Here is an 18,145-nt window from a genome sequence, read left to right as displayed (position 1 = left end):
ATATGGACTTTCATCTATTAAGACCTTGGTGGCTTTTGGCCTTAATACCTGTAGGTATTTTGATTATATTATTTTTTAAATATTCAGCTAAATCTAATAGTTGGAGTAAGTATTGTGATAGTCATTTACTTGAACATGTGACTATAGGACAAGATTCAAAAACAAATAAAACATTAATGCCTCTAATGTTTTTGATTTTATGGGGTGTAGCTGTATTTGCATTAGCAGGACCAACCTACAAGCATAAAGATATTCCAGTTTATCAAAAAAATATTTCAAGAGTTATAGCTCTAGATGTTTCTCAATCTATGGATACTGCAGATGTATCGCCAAGTAGACTGGAGCGCGCTAAATATAAAATACTTGATATATTACGTAGAATAAAAGAAGGCCAGGTTGGGATGCTAGTATTTTCGAGTGAGCCTTTTGTTGTTACCCCACTGACTTCAGATGCAAAAACTGTTGCAAATCTAGTCCCTGTATTAAATTCAGATATTGTTCCAGTACAGGGACATAATATTACAAGAGCGATAAAGAAATCTGCGAAACTTATTGATCAAGCTAGAGTATTAGATGGACAAATTATATTGGTAACTGACTCAACTCCTTCTACTAAGGCAATAGAAGAGGCGAAGGATTTAGCTAATAAGGGTATAAAAATAGATGTATATGCTATAGGGACTCCTCAGGGTGTAATAGCTAAAGATGCGAAAGGTAATTATCTTAAGAATACGAAAGGCGATATTCAATATTTTGGGGTTAATCTTTCCAAACTTAGATCTTTAGCAAATGCCGGAGATGGTAAGTTAGTAACTTTGACAAATAACAATGCAGATATTAAGAGTTTGCTGTCAGAAAAAATAAATGTAGGGACAAAAAAATCAAAACAGGATTCAGTAAATATCTTTTGGCAAGATGATGGTATCTATATTGTATGGGTGTTGAGTATTTTGAGTGTTTTTATCTTTAGAAGAGGTGTTTTGGAGAGAATATGTCGTTAAAGAAATTAATATTTGTTTTAATGCTGATACCTAGTCTTTCTTTTGCTAGTGGTTGGGATGATTTATGGCAAACAAAAGATCAGCAAGGTATGAGTTACTATGATAGTGGTAATACCAAAGAAGCGGCTGTAACTTTTGAGAATAGTGATTGGAAGGGGGGGTCATATTATAAGTCTGGTGATTATAAAAGTGCATATCAAGAATTCAAAAAAGATACCTCAGCAAAAGGACTTTATAATCAAGGTAACGCTTTGACGCATTTAGGTGATTATAAGAAAGCTATAGATACTTATAAAAATGCTATTAAAAAAAGACCAGATTTTGAAGATGCTAGAAATAATTTAGAAATAGCAAAAGAGTTAGAAAAGCAAAAAAAGAAACAACAGAACAAAGACAATAAGAATAATAAAGATAATAAAGATAATAAGAATAATAAAGATAATAAAGATAATAAGAATAATAAAGATAATAAGAATAATAAAGATAATAAGAATAATAAAGATAATAAGAATAATAAAGATAATAAGAATAATAAAGATAATAAGAATAATAAAGATAATAAGAGTAATAAAGACAATAAGAGTAATAAAGACAATAAGAACAATAAAGATAAGCAAAAAGCTAAACAAAACAATATAAATCAGCGTCAGAAAGAACTTGATAAAAAAGAATCGAATAAACTTTTATCAATGATTGATGATGATCCAGGCGGACTTCTTAGAAATAAATTTGCACGTGACTACCAAAGAATGATAGGAGATAAACGTGAAAGCTAAACTATTTAAATTAATAAGTATTTTTACATTATCAATAATGGTCGTAAATATTAGTTATGCTAAGGTATCAGCTACTGTTAGTAGAAATCATAATGAAAAAGGAGAAACATTTGAACTGGTTTTACATCTAGATAGTTTCAACATTCGACCAAACCTAGATGTTTTGAATAAAAACTTCACTGTTTATAATACAAGCACTAGTAGTAAAACGACTATTATCAATGGTAAGAGAAATTCTCATTTTGAGATGATAGTTACCTTGATACCAAATAAAACAGGTAGACTGGTAATACCTGCAATAAAGATTGGAAATCAAACAACAAAACCAATTGATATAGAAGTGGATAAAGAGCTTTCCAATGAGGAGCAAAGTAAGTATCAAGATCTTTTTGCTATAGGTACATTAGATACTAGTCAGACTTATGTAAATGTGCCAGTTTTGTATACTCTAAGAATATATACTTCAAGGCCAATATTAAGTCTACAACCTAAACCATTTGATATAAAAAAGTCAGATATTAAAACAACAAATCATCGTAAAACTTATCAAAAGAGTATAAATGGTAAGCTATATGATGTTGTTGAAGAGAGTTTTTTAATAATCCCAAATACTACTGGAGCTATAAAAATTCCAGCGATTGTCTTACAAGCTACTATTCCTAATGCTTTTGGTCAGCTTGGGACTAAGATAAAGTTATTCTCAACTAAAGCTAAAACCCTAAATGTTAAACCTGTTCCAAACAATATAAGTATTAAAGATTGGTTCCCTGCGTCAGAGGTGAAAATCAGTGATAATTGGTCACAAGATAAAGGTGTCAAGGAAGGACAGCTTTTAACTCGAACCGTTAAAGTTAAAGCCGAAGGTGTTTTAAGTAGTGATATTCCTGATCTAGAGTTTAAATCGTCAGATGTTTTTAACGTATATCCAGAAAAGCCAGAGCTGCAAGATATTGAAAAAGGGGGGCATCTTACAGGTGTTGCAACTTATAAGATTGGCTATATGCCTATTAAAAAAGGTAAAGTTACAGTACCTGATGTTAAGCTTAAATGGTATGATGTTGATACGCATAAGTCTAAAGTAGCCACCTTAGCAACCAAGACTTTTGATGTTCAAAAAGGTAAGATGTTAAATAATCTTGTTGGTAATAATAGTCCACCACCACAAATTATTGAAAAAACTGTACAAGATCCTTTCTGGCGGGATATAGCTATAGCTTTCATTGTTTTATGGGTATTGACTTTAATATTGTTAATAAAAAATAGATATTCAAAGAAAGTAGTTAAGGTTATAGATGAGGTTGAATCTGAGCAAGCAGAGAAAATAGTAGGTCTAAAAGAAATTAAAAAAGCATGTTCTAGTAAAGATAATATTCAATTGCAGAAAGCTATCATCAGTTGGGCTAATACTAAGTCAGATAAACATATATTTTCACTATTGGAGATAGCACGAGTTTTCCCAGAGTTAGAGAAAATTCTGAAAGATCTGAATGGTGCAATATACGCTAAAAAAGATTTTAACCAGTATAAAGAGTTACTAGAGTTAATTAAAAAAGTTAAGAAGGTTAAAAAAAATAAATCTAATAATTTAATAAAGGAGCTATATGAATGATAGATATAAAAAAAATACTTTTTAGTATATTTATGCTTTTATCAATGGTAGTTATAGTTAATGCAGAAACTGTTTTAGTAACAGGATTTACTCCCTTTGGTGGAGATAAAATTAACTCAGCTTGGCAAGCAGTCAAAGGTCTACCAGATACTATTAATGGTGTGACGATTGTGAAAAAGCAATTACCAGTATCATTTAAACGTTCAACTGAAAAATTAGATAATTTAATAAAACAATATAATCCAGATATTATTATAAACGTAGGAGAAGCTGGAGGTAGATCAGCAGTTTCTCTTGAAAGAGTTGCTATAAATGTTGATGATGCTAGAATCCCTGATAATGATAGTAATCAACCTAAAAATAAAAAAATATCTGAAAAAGGTAAAAATGCATATTTTACTAAGCTACCTATCTACCAAATAGATAGTTTAGTAAAAGAGCAAGGAATTCCAGTTTATGTATCTAATACTGCTGGGACTTTTGTATGTAATCATATTATGTATCATTTACTACAATTATTAAATAAAAGATATCCTAATAAAATTGGTGGATTTATACATATTCCATATGCTCCTGTCCAAGTTGTTAATAAGAAAAATACTCCTAGCATGAGTACTTCTGATGCCACACAAGCATTAGTGAAAGCTATACAAGTATCAATCAAAGCTCAAGGGTAGCTAGCTATGCAGATGATAAAGAAGGATTGGAAGTATTATCTAGGGCTTATGCTTTTTTGCTTGTCATTTGCACCGTATATAATAGTTTTTTGTATAATGCCTTTTTTAGATTTATCGACAGCCAGCTATTTGGCAGTGTCATCTATATTACTAGTAAGTGCAGAAGGGGTGTTTGTTTTATCTGTAATGCTACTTGGAAAAACTATAGTGGATGCAATAAAGGCAGGTATAAAGAAAATATTTAAATCTGCTTTTTCACAACAAAAATCTATTAGTTATCAAAGATACTTGCTTGGTATGATTATGTTTTTTGCAAGCTTAATATATCCTACGGTAATTACTGAAATGATCCTTATTTTTAATAAGATTAAAGAAGTAGGTGAGCTTAATATGGTTTTTATTTTATTTAGTGGAGATGTAATATTTATAGCAAGTTTCTTTGTTCTAGGATCTGACTTTATAACAAAATTAAAGTCAGCATTTAAGCATCAGCAATAGTATAAGCTTAGCTTATTTATGCTAAACTAGCATTTAAATATGAAATGCCTACTTAGTCAGAATACTTATTTAGAAATATTCTGTAAAAGTTTCGGTATAAAAGCTAAAGACATTTTTTATGAAAGTTGAATTTCAAGTTTTACAAACATCTGAACAGAAAGTACTTCTAGATTCTATAGTTGATCATGTTTTAGAGAACTATAGACGTAGCACATTTGCAATTTTAGCTCCTACAGGGATTGCAAAAGAACTAGATGAAAGGTTGTGGCAACCAGGAGAAGAATCCTTTATCCCCCATCATTGCGCTATAAGCGCTAGCCAGTATAATCAATATAAAAATATTCCTATCCTTATAACAGATAATCTATTTATTACTTCTGGCTTTGATGTGTTGATAAATATTATGGATGTAGCTGTAGATCCTCAAAGGATTAAGATAAAAGAGCTTAAAGAGTTTGTTTATCAAGATGAGCAGGCCTTGTTAGCTTCACGTAAAAAATATATCTATTACAAAGAATATAATTTAGAAATTAATACGATAAAAGAGTAATATACTACCCTAATAAATTAAACAATATTTTCAATTATTTAGTTCCCATCTAAGCCGCCCGTTTTTCCAATAAGTTATCGTAATAAAATTCCATAGGTTTTTTATAATTGATAGACTCATGAAATCTTCTATTATTATAAAAATCTATATAATCATCCACATCGTTTCTTAGTTCAACAATGCCAGGATATTGATTTAAATAAAATCTCTCACATTTAGCACTTCTCCAAAATCTTTCGATGCAAATGTTATCAGTTGCTCTACCTTTACCATCCATAGATATAGTAATTTTTTTATCCAATAATGTTTGGATATGAATGTTAGATGTGTACTGGCTACCTTGATTAGTGTTAAATATTTCTGGTACTCCATATTTATACAGAGCTTCATTTAAAACTTTCATAACTAAACTACTATCCATAGTGTTGGATATCTCCCAACTTAGTACAGCCTTAGAGTACCAATCAATAATAGCTGCCATATAAACTGTGCCAGCATCAGTCTTAATATATGTAATATCTGTAGACCAAACTTGATTAGGTCTCAATATGCTTAAACCTTTTAGTTTGTAACTATAAATAGCATGCTCTTTGTTAGGTTCAGATAAGTTTAAGTTTGGTTTTTTCACCGCCAATATAGCTTTGATGCCTAACTCTTTACGATATTTTTGTACTGTGTTCTCACAGATGCTAAACCCATCTTCTATTAATTGCTTATGAGCTTTTATATAGCCGTAGCAGGGAATCTCCTCATGTATCTGTATAAGCTTTGCTTTTACTTCTTCTTTATGTTCGTTAACCACAGGCTTGTAATATAAACCAGCTCTAGAAACTTCTAATAAGAAACTTTGTTTTACAACAGATAATTTATGCTTAGGATCAATCATCGCTTTTCTATCAGATAATCCCAAGCTTACGAGCTTTCCCTCAAGAAATTCCTTCTCAATTGTTAGTTGTCCAACCTTCTTAGAATACTGATCTATCTTGGTTTGAAGCTTTGCATTGTCTTTTTTATATTGTGATACTGATTTGGATGGATCCATTGCCAACTCAGCATTTTCTAAAAAGGCTGTTTTTCAATTATTTATGTTTTTGGGCGTAATATTATATTTTACTGATAACTGTGTGATTGTTTGATCTTTCCCCAATACTTCCAAGACAACTTTAGTCTTAAATTCAACGGTATATATTTTTCTCTTATTACTCATTTACATTTATCCTAAATTGCTCATTTATAGTTTAGCTACTTTAGGAACTAAATTCTCAAAATTGTTGTTAAAATTTCATGGGGTATTATAATTTTAAAAGGTTCTGTTCTGCTTTTGCATTTAATACAGTTGCTTGATCTTTTTCGTATTGAGATTTGGAGCTACTTTATTTTGATTCTTTATCAAGGTTGCCAGCATCAGTAGTTAGATTACTTGCTTGTAGCTTTTCATCTTTTGCTTTTTGGTTTAAGTCATGCTGTTGTTGCTCTAAGTTTGCTCTTTTTTATTAGGGCCACAAGATGCTAGTAATAGTGCACAGATTCGAGTAATTAGTATGGTTGTTAACGTTTTCTTAAAGTTCATTTTTTTCCTTGATTATGTATTCAAACATATGTGTTATATGGCTTCTGAGATAAGTGATCTCATTCCTTTATAAAGATATTATGATAGAGAAAAAGATGTTAGTAAATACTAAGCTGTATAGATTAATGTTTTATGTATTTTTTATTAAATAGTTATTTAAAATAAATTAACTGCATGAAGAAACATTATAAAACAAAATATAGTTATAACCCCTGCAGTGAAGTTTAGCTCATTCTTATTACAAAAGATTGAAATTAAAAACCAGATTATAATTCCAGTAGCAATTCCTGTTGATATTGATGAAGATAGGGTCATCATAATGATAGTAAAGAACGCTGGAGTTGCCTGAATAAAATCATACCAGTCAACTTTTGCTACTTGCTGCATCATCATTATACCTATTAATACAAGCGCTGGTGAAATTACCTCTATAGGAATAGAACTTATTAATGGAGATAAAAATAAAAATGGTAAAAACATTAGCCCGGCAAATATTGCTGTAAGACCAGAACGGGCTCCTTGAGCAATACCTACACCAGATTCAACAACAACTGTTGATGGGCTTGAGCCTAGTATTCCTGATACTGTTGCGCTTGCAGCATCTGCAAGAAAAGTTTTTTTAAGTTCTTTATCTCTATAGTTGTGCTTTCTTTTCATACTTGCATAAAGACTTGAGATAGTTCCTGTACCATCAAATAAACTTAGGAAACAAAAGGTAAAGATCGTTGGTAATATAGCAAACTTTAGACCATTAATAAGATTTATTTGTCCAATTAATGAGAAGTCTGGTAGGCTTATCATGTGGCTAGGAAGTGATACTATTTTCTCATGACTAATATAAGATAGTGGAAATGATATTATATATCCAATAAGAATAACTATAATAATTGAAGCAGGAATTTTTTTGATAAACAAAATTATTAACAAAACTAAGCATATTAAAAATAATACAATGTGTGGATTAATTGTATTAAGAGTTAATAGGCCTTCATGGGATGTTATGAAATGACTATTTACAAGACCAATATAAGCTATAAAGAGTCCTATACCCGCACCTAAAGATTGCTTAATTGATTTGGGTAGACTAAGCATAATCCTAGTACGGATATTTAAAATCACCAGCAAGCTAAATATTATTCCAGACCAAAACGTTGCTCCTAGTACTGTTTGCCATGGTAAGTGATAGACTGATACAGCTGTATATGAAAAGAAAATATTCATCCCCATTCCTGGTGCAATTACAAATGGATTACGAGTGAAGATTCCCATAATTATACTACCAAAGGCAGATACTAGAATAGTACTGGTAACTAATGCATTACTGGGCATGCCTGCAGAAGCTAAAATCTTTGGATTAACCACAATAATATATGAGATTGCTAAGAAAGAGGCTAGGCCTGCCAAAAATTCTTTTTTTATGGATGTGTTATTTGCTTTTAAGTCAAAAAAAGACTCTACTTTATTTAACATTTTTATACTACCAAATTACTAAAAACTATATTTTAGTGATAAGTAGTAAAAAAGTCTATTTAGTTTTACTAATATCAAAAAAAACAAACCAAATAGGCCGTAAAGTGCTTGATTTAATAATTACATTAATATTACACTGTTAGAATTGATTAGTTTTAAGAGGATATTTAAATGAAAAAACTTTATAAAGTTTTAGTTGTTACTCTAGGTTTATTGAATTTTTCAGCCAATGTATTTTCTTATGTTTTAAAAGTAAATAATCCCGAGTTCATAGCTGATATAGTGTAAAAAAAACTCTATTTTGCGGTAGAGTAAACATCTTTTTCAAAAAATGACAAATAAAAATAAAAGGAGAATAATATGAATAATACTAAGTTTAGAAGGGAAGGGAATAAGTATATAGTATCTCAAGAAGATATTAACTTTTTTCATGAAAATGGTTATGTAGTTTTCCATGATGTTATTAATGAAGAAGAGTTGAAAAAAATTGATAAAATTTATGAGATTTTTCTAAAAGGTGAAGTCAAAAACATGGGAAGAGATTTTGTGACATGAGTAGCGGTTTTGATACTAAAGTAGAAAGCTTTAATTTAGTAAATAATATGTTACCAAGAATTTATTATCCTAATTTACAAGACAACATTTTTGAACAAGTAACATCTTACATGGCTAAGCAATTACTAGGGAATGACATGACTATAGATTATGATCAATTTTTAAGTAAAAAGCCAGGTAAGACTAAAGCGGCTTTTGCAATGCATGAAGATATGGGGTATTGGCCTAAAGATACACCTGATACTAAAACAGCTACTTTTTGTTTAGCACTTACTCCATCTAATAAAGAAAATGGTTGTTTGCAGTTTATACCGGGTTCGAATAAGAGTAAAAAAATAGTGAAGCATAAACCAATTCAGCTTGACCCAAATAAAAAGAATGAAAATAGAGAAGATGCTCATGCTCTAGTCTTAGATGATAAAGATATTAAAGGTGAAGTTGTTCATGTTGAAGTGCCTAGAGGTTCTATTACTGTTCATGATTAATGGATTATTCACGGTTCTGCTGGAAATACTTCTGATAATTGGAGAAAAACCTACGTGCTTGCGTATAAATCTCAGCAAACGGTTGATTTTGAAAGATCAATAGGCTTTACACATTCTCATAATGATAGGATTAATGCTGCTATTCATAAAACAAAGTAGTTAGTTAATCTATTATAGTCGCATACTTTGCTTTCTAAAGTGAAATTTTATTTTAAAGTAGTTCTTTAATTTTTATCACAAGTATTATAATTCAGGAAAATTAAATGGAAGATCAAAAAGAGTATAGAAGAATTGTTTATTTAATAGCAATAATAGCTGCCTTAGGAGGATTATTATTCGGTTTAGATCAAGGATTTGTAGCTACAGCTTTAAAGTCTATAAAAACAGCCTACTCTCTTACAACGTATCAAGTTGAATCATACACGGCTATACTTGCTATTGGAGGAGTGTTTGGTACTGTGTGTGCTGGTTTTACGAATAAATTTATAGGACGAAAGAATTCTTTGGTTTTAGCTGGGATTATATTTACATTGATGTCTTTTGTATCGGCGTTACTGCCTAGTTTTGAGATTTTAAAATTAGCTAGATTTTTTTAGGTTTTGCAGTAAGGATAGCTTCATTTTATGTACCTTTATATTTGGCAGAAACAGCACCAAAAAAAATAAGAGGGGGAATAGGAGCATTATTTCAATTAATGATTACTGTAGGAATCTTTGTTATAACCCTGGCAAACTATTTAATATCAAAGCTTATAGGAAATATTGAATTATCTTTAACGACTATGTTTATATTTTTATTAGTATTTTCTTTATTAATGCTTTTATTTTGCTTATTTTTACCAAAGAGTCCAAAGTGGTTGATGGCTAAAAATAAAAAGCCTCAAGCTATAGCTATTTTAAATCGTTTATGGGATAGTAAAAGTTCAATAGAGAAGGAAATACTGAGTTCGAGGCAACTAGAGCTAAGACAATAAAAGAGCCTATTTATAAGTTAGTATTTGAGAAATTTTTTTAAAAGTTTTACTTGTAGGTGTGGTTATTCAAATGTTTCAACAATTAGTCGGGATTAATTTTATAATCTACTATGCCCCTACCACTCTAGGCTATGCTGGACTAACTGGTGCATTTGCTATATTGATTCTATATTTTATACTTATGTTGTTCACTTTTCCTGCACTTAAACTTACTGATAGATGGGGGCGAAAAAAAAACTATTGTATACTGGGTCAGTAGTTATGATGATATCCATGCTACTTTCAGCACTTTCCTTCTATATGTTGGGTAAGTTAATAGGTATACAAAATGATTAAGTGATATTTTTTAGATATCTATTATTAGCTTCTTTTGCTATTTATATTATGGCGTTTGCTGTAAGTTGGGGGCCTGTAACTTGGATTATATATTCTGAAATATTTCCTTTTAAATCTAAAGAGATAGGTATGACTATAACAACAATGGTAAACTGGACTTTTGTTGGTATTGTTTCTTTGACTAGCTTGTCAGTTATGAAAGAGTTTGGTAATTTTGCATCTCCCTTAATGTTTGCTGCTTTTTGTTTATTATCTATTATATTTTTAAAACTATTTGTTCCAGAAACAAAAGGTATAAGTTTGGAAAAAAATAGAGAGTAATTTAATATCAGGATGTAAGCTTAGAGACTTAGGTGAAGAAAAAATCTTAATCGTAAATTAAGTTTATTACTTTAGTTTTATATATTTTTTGTATAGTTCATCTAGCTGCTGTCTAATATTAATACCAATTTGTTTGTAATCATACTCACGTAGATTTGCTAAAGATACTCTCGCAGAAGGGTGTTCAACGTCAAAGCCTTTGCCTGGTAATAAGACAATCCCAGTTTCAACTGCTAAAATTTTTAAAGCTTCTGAAGCACTATAATTCCTTATTAACCATCTAGAAAAATCTTTGTTATATATTTTTTGTGTGAGTTTTTCTAAGTCTAGTAGTATGTAATAGCCAACATCATTCTCATCAATATCTATCTGTAGTTTTTGTGAAATAGAATTATGTAAAATATTATAACGTCTATGAATGATATTTTTGTCCTCTTTACGATAAATATCTTGATTATCTAATAAGCTAGAAAGTGCAAATAATGTCATTTGTAATTGTTGAGGTAGTGATATTCCAGCAGTATTATTTAAAGCTATTGAGCGACTATCAGCAACTAATCTATCAATGAATTTTAGTTTTCTAGAGGATGTTGTTAGGTATCCATAATGTTTATCAAGCTCTTCTAATTTTTGATTATCTAATCCTTTTATTAGATGATCGAAAACATTATTTTTATGTAAAGCAATAGTGCCAATACGCCAACCTGTTGCGCCAAAGTACTTTGAGAAAGAGTAAACACAAAGAGTATTATAAGGACATTTAGAAAATATAGATTCAAAATTATCTGAGAAAGTAGCATATACATCGTCAGTAATAACTATAAGATCTTGTCTTTCATTTTTGATTATCTTAGCAATTTTATCTAAGACGAAGTCACTCATTTTTACAGAAGGGGGGTTGCTGGGGTTTACTAGGCATAGAATTTTTATAGCAGGATCTATTAATTTTTCGAGTTCTTTATCTGGTACTTGACAGCTATCTTGCTCACTAGCGTGAATATGAACTATTTCATTGTTGTATTCAGGTAAGATTGGAATCTCAAGGTAAGGAGAAGAAATAGGTGTGATCATCGCTATTTTATCATTTTGTTTTAGTAATCCATTTATCTTTGCAGACTGAAAAATATATGTCATTGCTGCAGTGCCACCTTCAGTTGCAAAGATATCAAACTCTAAAGGAGTGTCAGAATTTTGATATAGTTCATTACGTAAATAATGCATCACAATATTTTCTGAGATAGGAAGCATCCTTGGTGGATAAGGATAGTTGCAGCCTAAAAAGGCTTCAACCATTTCGTATAGAAAATCTGCTTTGCTGACTCCCAAATGATCATTTACAAATGAAAGAGCTGCTTTTAAAAAATCAATACCTTTTTCGTTTTCATTAAGTAAAGTGTAATAATCAAACCTCTCAATAATGCTTTTTTTTCTGATAGGCCTCCAAAAAGATTGTCTAAATAAGAATAGGATCTTTCAGACTCTTTAATAGCAAAATCTCCTAAGCGTAAAAAGGCATATCTAGGCGCTATTGCTAAAAAATTAAGATTTCCTCTACCAGCATTTAACATGAGTCTGTCTGTTTTACCTTTTGCTAATTTTATTAACTCTTCTTTGAATTCAAGTGGGCTTAGATTTTGTTTCTGCATAGTTTTTTTAAGTCCTTATTTTGGTATGATTGTCCTAGGAAAAATAATGTTAGGCCATCTTCTTTGATCGCGGTTATTGCTTGAGGGCCAGCTGTGATTCCAACACGAGCAATAAATATTGCTAAATCAATATCTCTGATAAAGTTTGCTGCTCCCAAAAGAAGGTTACTGTATTGATGTTTTATAGATTTAATATAGTCATATATTTGTCTTAATACAAAAATTTTATGTTTTATTTTGCCAACTAAACCCCTTAAGCTAATGGTTAGAAATAATACTATAAAAAGATCTCTAAAAGTGCTGGGAATTTGCTCTAAAGACATTTTGAAAGCTATCTGTATATAGTTATGTAGTTATGTAGTTATGTAGTTATGTAGTTATGTAGTTATGTAGTTATGTAGTTATGTAGTTATAAGTATAACAAACCTATAAAGCATAATACTTAACTTAAAACGTTATTTTTATTGAGTATTTATATATCCTCCAGGAATAGGCTCTATTAAAGATTTAAGCTCTAGTTCAAAAAGGATTGTTGTCACTTGATTATATGGGAGTTTAGATTTTATAATTATGTCATCTAGAGTTGTTAATTCTTTATTGATAATATCAAAAATATTTTTTTCAGAGTTGCTTAGATTTATTCGCTCTTGATTATTTAGTCGTGTACTGGATTGAGTGTTATTTTGGAATATATTTATTTCTTGAAAAATGTCATTTATATCACTAACAAATTTGGCTCCTTGCTTTATTAGTTCATTACATCCTTCGCTGGTTTTACTAAAAATATTCCCTGGTATTGCAAAAACTTCTTTGTTTTGATCTAAGGCTAATTGAGCTGTAATTAATGAGCTGCTTTTTTTGGCAGCTTCAACGATTACAACTCCTTTTGCTAAGCCACTAATTATACGATTTCTTTGAGGGAAGTTATGACGTAGAGGATCTGTACCTAAAGCAAATTCAGAAATTATTAAGTTATTAGTTTCAATAAGCTTATTATAGAGCTCTCTATTTGAACTGGGGTATATTACATCAACACCGGTTCCAACTACAGCTATTGTGTTTAGATTATTTTCAATTGCAAACTTATGTGCTAAAGTATCAATACCATATGCAAGTCCACTTGTTATTGATATTTGCGAATTTTGAAGGTCAGAGCAGAGCTTTTTTGTTACGTTCCTTCCATAGGCGGAATGATTCCTTGCCCCAACTATAGCTAATTGTGATTTTTTTATAAGTTCTATGTTTCCTATACCATATATTACAGTAGGAGGGCTTGCTAGTTGCTTTAGATTTTCAGAATAATTACTATCTAAAAAAGTTAATATTTGGTTTTTTGGGTGAGCTAACCATTTATTGACTTTCTCTAGATATTTGTTGTATTTTTTTGCATTTAAAAAATCTATAGTTTCCTGGTGTAAAGATAAGGACTTTAAATATTTAGAAGGTTGTTTAATGATTTCTTCAAAACAAAAACCTTCTGATAAAGCTTTTAAAAAACGACTGGTACCAAAATATGGAGTGTGTGATAGGATAATTAGATTTTTTGTGTTGTCTTGCATTACAAAGTAGTTGTTGCCATTGCGTTATCAGTTATTTCTTGTAAAGAATTTACTACGAGCATTATAGAGTAATGGTCAGACTTTCTATAAATAAAACCATATCCTATATATCTTGGAGGCACTGGGAAGCCATCTGTTCTTGTTGCATGTTCATACAAGATCATTTCAGTGCCTACTTTTAAACCGTCAGAAGAACCTTTGTTCAAGAGAATGCTATTATAAGATGATGAGAACGTATTTGTATTCATTACATCTTCCATAACATTAGCTATAACTCTGTCTTTTACTCTAAAAGTTTCTTCAGGTAGCTTCTCAGATATAATATCATCGGGAATAACATAATCGCCAACACTGGCTTCACGATTCATATTCTTTGTTTGTAATGCTGTTATACCTTGGTAAGTGAATTTATATATTGCAGACCCTAGTTTATAAACTTTCTGGTCGTCATTAAAGTTAGCAATTGATTTTGGTTTAGACACTATAATAAAGTTACTACTGTCATCTTTTGTGGTATATTGTTTATTGGCAAATATGGTGAAGTTAGGTCCTAGCACAGGTCTTTTTTCTCGAGAATCATATATTTCAGAAGTATCTTTTAGTTGGTTACCATTAAGAAGGAATACATTTGAAAAGAACTTAGAATAATCTGATGGGCGTAAGTGTTTTAAACTTTGTTCAATATTATCAATTTGCTCAACCAATTCGCTTTCTATGGATATTTCTACTCTTTGGTTGATAGCTCTATTTGCATTAGAATCATTGGGGGCTATAGGGTCTTGGTATCCCATCGCTTTAACTGTAATGCCGTCTGCTGGCTCTATACTATCATTTTGTTCTAACCCTTTCTTAATTAGGTATTCTCTGACACTAATTGCTCTATTTTTAGATAGTCGAATATTGTGTTCAGTTAGTAGGTTTTTATCGGTGATAAGATCTGAGTCGATTTTGCCAGCATAGCCTTTTACCGTGAATTTGGTTGTGCCAGTAAGCTTTAGATATGCATATAGTTTATTTAAAACGGCTTTAGCTTGATTGTTTAATGTAAAACTATCAGTGTCGAATTTAATATTTGTTTCTATTAAGTCTGTACCTTGTTGACGTTGGATACAGATAAATGATTTATCACTTTTGAGCATGTTTGAAGTGCAGTATTTCATTGTTGGGAATGATAATGGCTTATTATCTTCTTGGTCCTTTTTATCCATAGTGTCACAGCTTGTAACAAATACTGCAAATATTATCAAAGGAATAGCGTATGATAGTTTTTTCATATTTTATACATATCTAAAGAAGTTATCTATGAAAGTTATTTTACTATAATTCTAGGACGTTTGTGTAGAGTATTTATAACATTTTGTTTAAGTATAAATATTGTTTTGTACAAAGATTAGATGACTAAAAATCTTAAATATGATATCTTGGGAAGCAAAATATTAAGTGATAAAAGATAGTATGAAAGTCGCGTTAGATAGTTTTGTGAAAATGCATTTTAAATTTAGACTTAAAGATGGTTCTATTGCTGAGGATACAGAAAATTACAATAGGCCTTTTATCTTTCAAATGGGTCAAGGCTGTTTTACTAATAAGGTTGAAAGTGAGCTTGTAGGGATAGTTATTGGTGAAAGTAAAAGAGTTGTATTAATGCCAGAGGAAGCTTTTGGTGAGAAGCATCCAGCGAGTATTTATTCTGTACCAAAATATAGGTTTCCTAAAGATATGGATCTAGAAGAAGGGTTAATTGTATCGTTTAGTCAAAAAGACGGCTCTAAGCTTCCAGGGCTGATTACAGAGATTGGCAAAAATGATGTTACAGTTGATTTTAACCATCCATTATCAGGGCAAATAATAGTTTTTGAAGCTAAAATATTAGATATTGCAGATGAAGAGGGTAAGTTAAATGAAAATATTGCTAGCTAATCCTCGTGGTTTTTGTGCAGGTGTCAGTAGGGCTGTAGAAACAGTTGAGAAAGTTTTAGAAGTTGAGAAGTATCCTGTGTATGTGCGACATGAAGTGGTTCATAACAAGGTAGTGGTAGATTCCCTTAAAAAAAATGGAGTTATTTTTGTCAAGGAAGTTGATGAAGTTCCTGATGATTCTGTGTGTGTTTTTAGTGCTCATGGAGTTTCTCTAAAAGTTGAAGAAGCTGCCATTAAAAAAAATCTTGTCCTTTATGATGCAACTTGCCCTTTGGTTACAAAAGTTCATCGAGGGGTTAGGCTAGCTAGTAATAATGATGCTGAATGTGTTCTTATAGGACATAAAGGACACCCAGAAGTTCAAGGTACCATGGGACAATATCGTAGTAAAAAAGGTGCTATATATTTGGTTGAAAATGAAGCAGATGTGTTTAAACTAGAAATTAATAACCCTGATAATTTTTACTATGCGACACAAACAACTCTCTCTGTTGATGAGACACAGAGCATAATACAAGCTTTAAAAGATAATTATCCTAATATAAAAGGACCTAAAAAGGAAGATATTTGTTATGCGACACAAAACCGCCAAACTGCTATAAAGGCAATGCTCAAAGAAATAGATATGCTAGTAGTAGTGGGTTCTAAAAATAGCTCTAATTCAAACAGACTTAAAGAGTTGGCAACATTAGAGGGCATAGATTCTTATTTGATTGACAACCCTTTGGACATTAAAAGATATTGGTTTGAAAACAAGGAAGTTTGTGGTGTAAGTGCTGGAGCATCAGCTCCTGAATATCTTGTTCAGGAAATAATCTCTAAGATATCAAAGATTTGTGGTGGTGATGTTACAGTAGATGAATTTGATGGGATTAAAGAAGAAGTTCATTTTCCATTACCAAGGCTTTTAAAACAAAAAGCTGCTAAAATAAAAGCGGAGTAATTTATGCAAAGATCTATAAGAGGCGCAACAACAGTAGTAAAGGACACTAGAGAGAATGTTGTTGAAGCGACAAAAGAGCTTCTATATTATATATTAACGAGAAATTCTGTAGATTCTAAAGATATTATAAATATTATGTTTACTGCGACTTCTGATATAAGCTCTGTTTTCCCAGCAGTTGCTGCACGTGAAGTGGGCCTAGTTGATGTACCACTTATAGATTGTCATCAAATGATGTGTGACAATGCTTTAGAACTTTGTATTAGAGTTATGTTGACATATAATACAGAAAAGAAACAAGAAGATATTAGGCATGTATATTTGCATGAAGCAAAAAAACTAAGGTCTGATTTAATAAAATAAAAGGTACGTTATGTGGTTGTTAGAAAATATAGATATGAAAAAATCTAAATATATACTTCCTAGCTTATTTACTAGTGCTAGTTTATTATTTGCTTTTTTAGCTATTGTATCAGCATTTCAAGAAAATTTTTTTTCATGTGCTGTATATATGTTATTATCTGGCTTTGCAGATGCCTTTGATGGTAGAGTTGCTAGATATACACATACTCAAACAGAGTTTGGGGCAGCATTAGATAGCCTAGCAGACGTTGTTTCTTTTGGAGCAACTCCTGCTTTAGTTATGTATTTTTGGACGTTACATAATTTAGGATCTTTAGGAGCTGCGATTTGTTTTTTATATTTATTAGCAGTAGCATTGAGATTGGCTAAGTTTGATACCCAGCCATCTCCCAAAGATCTTAGTGAAGATGATATAATTGAACGTAAATTATATTTTTATGGGATGCCTTGTCCTGCAGGAGCGGTTACAATTTCGGGCCTTATTTGGATGGGGCAAGGAACATTTATAGGGAATTATACTTTCTTGACAGTAAGTATTACAACTTTTACAGCTTTGTATTTAGCCTTTATGATGGTTAGTGATATTAAGTTTAGAAGTTATAAAGATAGCGATGGCCATGGCCATATTAGTAATATTTATGTGATATGCTTTATGCTAATTATTTTAATGTTATTTACTATGCCAGAGAAGTTATTATATTTGCTAATGATTGGTTACGCTTTATCTGGTCCAATTTCTCACTATAGGTATAAGCAGAAAATGAAGAATAGTGACTTAAATGCTAAGTCTAGTGTCGATGGCAAAAAAATAGTTGATGCTGATTCTTAATGTTCCAATAATTTTATTCTTTAATTGAAGTATCACGGTTATTCTTTGAGTTTTGTTCACTAGT

Annotated in this window: 19 protein-coding genes and 4 pseudogenes; 15 read left to right on the top strand and 8 right to left on the bottom strand. The window is 30.9% G+C overall.

The window, feature by feature from the left end; translation table 11 throughout:
• Positions 1–2: 2 nt before the first annotated feature.
• The 6 genes from CDV26_RS10150 (at position 3) to CDV26_RS10125 (ending at position 5,111) form a co-directional block, all read left to right on the top strand.
• On the top strand, positions 3–1,001 hold the full coding sequence (locus CDV26_RS10150; protein WP_088773168.1) for a vWA domain-containing protein: 999 nt from the start codon (positions 3–5) through the stop codon (positions 999–1,001).
• Positions 992–1,777: a tetratricopeptide repeat protein gene (locus tag CDV26_RS10145; protein ID WP_088773167.1), complete on the top strand. Its 786-nt coding sequence runs from the start codon at positions 992–994 to the stop codon at positions 1,775–1,777. The genes CDV26_RS10150 and CDV26_RS10145 overlap by 10 nt, the downstream gene beginning before the upstream one ends.
• Positions 1,767–3,386, top strand: coding sequence for a BatD family protein (locus CDV26_RS10140; protein ID WP_088773166.1), 1,620 nt, complete (start codon positions 1,767–1,769; stop codon positions 3,384–3,386). Before CDV26_RS10145 ends, CDV26_RS10140 begins: the two co-directional genes overlap by 11 nt.
• A gap of 5 nt (positions 3,387–3,391) precedes the next feature.
• Entirely contained in the window at positions 3,392–4,063 is a 672-nt protein-coding gene (gene pcp / locus CDV26_RS10135; protein ID WP_169709748.1) for a pyroglutamyl-peptidase I, read from the top strand.
• Positions 4,064–4,078: 15 nt separating this feature from the next.
• Positions 4,079–4,561 carry a transporter suffix domain-containing protein gene (locus CDV26_RS10130; RefSeq protein ID WP_088773499.1) on the top strand — a complete coding sequence of 161 codons (483 nt, stop codon included), beginning with the start codon at positions 4,079–4,081 and terminating at the stop codon, positions 4,559–4,561.
• A gap of 118 nt (positions 4,562–4,679) precedes the next feature.
• The gene (locus tag CDV26_RS10125; RefSeq protein ID WP_088773165.1) at positions 4,680–5,111 is read left to right on the top strand and encodes a DNA polymerase III subunit chi; all 432 of its coding nucleotides are present in this window, start codon (positions 4,680–4,682) and stop codon (positions 5,109–5,111) included.
• A 49-nt stretch (positions 5,112–5,160) separates the two neighbouring features.
• Here the strand turns inward: CDV26_RS10125 and CDV26_RS10120 are convergent, their stop codons facing one another.
• The 4 genes and pseudogenes from CDV26_RS10120 to CDV26_RS10110 form a co-directional block, all read right to left on the bottom strand.
• Positions 5,161–6,153: an IS3 family transposase gene (locus tag CDV26_RS10120; protein WP_088773091.1), complete on the bottom strand. Its 993-nt coding sequence runs from the start codon at positions 6,151–6,153 to the stop codon at positions 5,161–5,163.
• A gap of 33 nt (positions 6,154–6,186) precedes the next feature.
• Positions 6,187–6,318, bottom strand: a complete 132-nt coding sequence (locus CDV26_RS13720; protein ID WP_169709695.1) for a transposase — start codon at positions 6,316–6,318, stop codon at positions 6,187–6,189.
• Positions 6,319–6,403: 85 nt separating this feature from the next.
• Positions 6,404–6,681 (bottom strand): annotated as a pseudogene (locus CDV26_RS13305) (hypothetical protein).
• 156 nt (positions 6,682–6,837) lie between these two features.
• Entirely contained in the window at positions 6,838–8,151 is a 1,314-nt protein-coding gene (locus CDV26_RS10110; protein WP_088773164.1) for an NCS2 family permease, read from the bottom strand.
• Positions 8,152–8,511: 360 nt separating this feature from the next.
• On the opposite strand from CDV26_RS10110, the gene CDV26_RS10105 reads away from it, so the two are divergent.
• From CDV26_RS10105 to CDV26_RS13700, 5 genes and pseudogenes are all read left to right on the top strand, one after another.
• Positions 8,512–8,706 (top strand): hypothetical protein, encoded by a 195-nt coding sequence (locus CDV26_RS10105; RefSeq protein ID WP_088773163.1) that lies wholly within the window; start codon positions 8,512–8,514, stop codon positions 8,704–8,706.
• The gene (locus tag CDV26_RS10100) at positions 8,703–9,191 is read left to right on the top strand and encodes a phytanoyl-CoA dioxygenase family protein (RefSeq protein WP_088773162.1); all 489 of its coding nucleotides are present in this window, start codon (positions 8,703–8,705) and stop codon (positions 9,189–9,191) included. Before CDV26_RS10105 ends, CDV26_RS10100 begins: the two co-directional genes overlap by 4 nt.
• Positions 9,192–9,454: 263 nt before the next feature.
• Positions 9,455–10,164 (top strand): annotated as a pseudogene (locus CDV26_RS14085) (MFS transporter).
• A gap of 70 nt (positions 10,165–10,234) precedes the next feature.
• Entirely contained in the window at positions 10,235–10,423 is a 189-nt protein-coding gene (locus tag CDV26_RS13705; protein WP_255321820.1) for an MFS transporter, read from the top strand.
• Between the two features lie 125 nt (positions 10,424–10,548).
• Complete coding sequence (locus CDV26_RS13700; RefSeq protein ID WP_276328720.1) at positions 10,549–10,821, top strand: MFS transporter; 273 nt, start codon at positions 10,549–10,551, stop codon at positions 10,819–10,821.
• A 66-nt stretch (positions 10,822–10,887) separates the two neighbouring features.
• Here the strand turns inward: CDV26_RS13700 and CDV26_RS10090 are convergent.
• From CDV26_RS10090 to CDV26_RS10075, 4 genes and pseudogenes are all read right to left on the bottom strand, one after another.
• Positions 10,888–12,467: pseudogene (locus tag CDV26_RS10090) on the bottom strand (bifunctional aspartate transaminase/aspartate 4-decarboxylase).
• A 32-nt stretch (positions 12,468–12,499) separates the two neighbouring features.
• Positions 12,500–12,673, bottom strand: a pseudogene (locus CDV26_RS13885) (aspartate-alanine antiporter-like transporter); the annotation flags it as partial.
• 255 nt (positions 12,674–12,928) lie between these two features.
• Complete coding sequence (gene dprA / locus CDV26_RS10080) at positions 12,929–14,026, bottom strand: DNA-processing protein DprA (protein WP_088773161.1); 1,098 nt, start codon at positions 14,024–14,026, stop codon at positions 12,929–12,931.
• Complete coding sequence (locus CDV26_RS10075; protein WP_088773160.1) at positions 14,026–15,300, bottom strand: OmpA family protein; 1,275 nt, start codon at positions 15,298–15,300, stop codon at positions 14,026–14,028. Before CDV26_RS10075 ends, dprA begins: the two co-directional genes overlap by 1 nt.
• 181 nt (positions 15,301–15,481) lie before the next feature.
• On the opposite strand from CDV26_RS10075, the gene CDV26_RS10070 reads away from it, so the two are divergent.
• The 4 genes from CDV26_RS10070 to CDV26_RS10055 are packed head-to-tail and all read left to right on the top strand — an operon-like array spanning position 15,482 to position 18,081.
• Positions 15,482–15,946, top strand: a complete 465-nt coding sequence (locus CDV26_RS10070; protein ID WP_088773498.1) for an FKBP-type peptidyl-prolyl cis-trans isomerase — start codon at positions 15,482–15,484, stop codon at positions 15,944–15,946.
• Positions 15,927–16,889, top strand: a complete 963-nt coding sequence (gene ispH / locus CDV26_RS10065) for a 4-hydroxy-3-methylbut-2-enyl diphosphate reductase (RefSeq protein ID WP_088773159.1) — start codon at positions 15,927–15,929, stop codon at positions 16,887–16,889. The genes CDV26_RS10070 and ispH overlap by 20 nt, the downstream gene beginning before the upstream one ends.
• A 3-nt stretch (positions 16,890–16,892) precedes the next feature.
• Entirely contained in the window at positions 16,893–17,252 is a 360-nt protein-coding gene (gene aroH, locus CDV26_RS10060) for a chorismate mutase (protein WP_088773158.1), read from the top strand.
• A 10-nt stretch (positions 17,253–17,262) separates the two neighbouring features.
• A complete protein-coding gene (locus CDV26_RS10055; RefSeq protein WP_088773157.1) occupies positions 17,263–18,081 on the top strand; it encodes a CDP-alcohol phosphatidyltransferase family protein in 819 nt (272 codons plus the stop codon).
• The last annotated feature ends 64 nt before the right edge of the window (positions 18,082–18,145 follow it).

The sequence above is a fragment of the Francisella halioticida genome, assembly GCF_002211785.1.
In the GTDB taxonomy this organism is placed as follows: domain Bacteria; phylum Pseudomonadota; class Gammaproteobacteria; order Francisellales; family Francisellaceae; genus Francisella; species Francisella halioticida.
The sequence above is the reverse complement of the archived record's forward strand: the minus strand, read 5'-3'. Positions and strand labels throughout refer to the sequence as shown.

Bases quoted from the DNA above. Each gene is read 5' to 3' on its own strand.
- CDV26_RS10105 (WP_088773163.1), top strand. From the start codon at position 8,512: ATGAATAATACTAAGTTTAGAAGGGAAGGGAATAAGTATATAGTATCT.
- CDV26_RS10120 (WP_088773091.1), bottom strand. From the start codon at position 6,153: ATGGATCCATCCAAATCAGTATCACAATATAAAAAAGACAATGCAAAG.
- CDV26_RS13700 (WP_276328720.1), top strand. From the start codon at position 10,549: ATGGCGTTTGCTGTAAGTTGGGGGCCTGTAACTTGGATTATATATTCT.
- dprA (WP_088773161.1), bottom strand. From the start codon at position 14,026: ATGCAAGACAACACAAAAAATCTAATTATCCTATCACACACTCCATAT.
- CDV26_RS10070 (WP_088773498.1), top strand. From the start codon at position 15,482: ATGAAAGTCGCGTTAGATAGTTTTGTGAAAATGCATTTTAAATTTAGA.
- CDV26_RS10055 (WP_088773157.1), top strand. From the start codon at position 17,263: ATGTGGTTGTTAGAAAATATAGATATGAAAAAATCTAAATATATACTT.
- CDV26_RS10100 (WP_088773162.1), top strand. From the start codon at position 8,703: ATGAGTAGCGGTTTTGATACTAAAGTAGAAAGCTTTAATTTAGTAAAT.
- CDV26_RS10075 (WP_088773160.1), bottom strand. From the start codon at position 15,300: ATGAAAAAACTATCATACGCTATTCCTTTGATAATATTTGCAGTATTT.
- CDV26_RS10110 (WP_088773164.1), bottom strand. From the start codon at position 8,151: ATGTTAAATAAAGTAGAGTCTTTTTTTGACTTAAAAGCAAATAACACA.
- CDV26_RS10150 (WP_088773168.1), top strand. From the start codon at position 3: ATGGACTTTCATCTATTAAGACCTTGGTGGCTTTTGGCCTTAATACCT.
- ispH (WP_088773159.1), top strand. From the start codon at position 15,927: ATGAAAATATTGCTAGCTAATCCTCGTGGTTTTTGTGCAGGTGTCAGT.
- CDV26_RS10125 (WP_088773165.1), top strand. From the start codon at position 4,680: ATGAAAGTTGAATTTCAAGTTTTACAAACATCTGAACAGAAAGTACTT.
- CDV26_RS13720 (WP_169709695.1), bottom strand. From the start codon at position 6,318: ATGAGTAATAAGAGAAAAATATATACCGTTGAATTTAAGACTAAAGTT.
- CDV26_RS10145 (WP_088773167.1), top strand. From the start codon at position 992: ATGTCGTTAAAGAAATTAATATTTGTTTTAATGCTGATACCTAGTCTT.
- CDV26_RS13705 (WP_255321820.1), top strand. From the start codon at position 10,235: ATGTTTCAACAATTAGTCGGGATTAATTTTATAATCTACTATGCCCCT.
- aroH (WP_088773158.1), top strand. From the start codon at position 16,893: ATGCAAAGATCTATAAGAGGCGCAACAACAGTAGTAAAGGACACTAGA.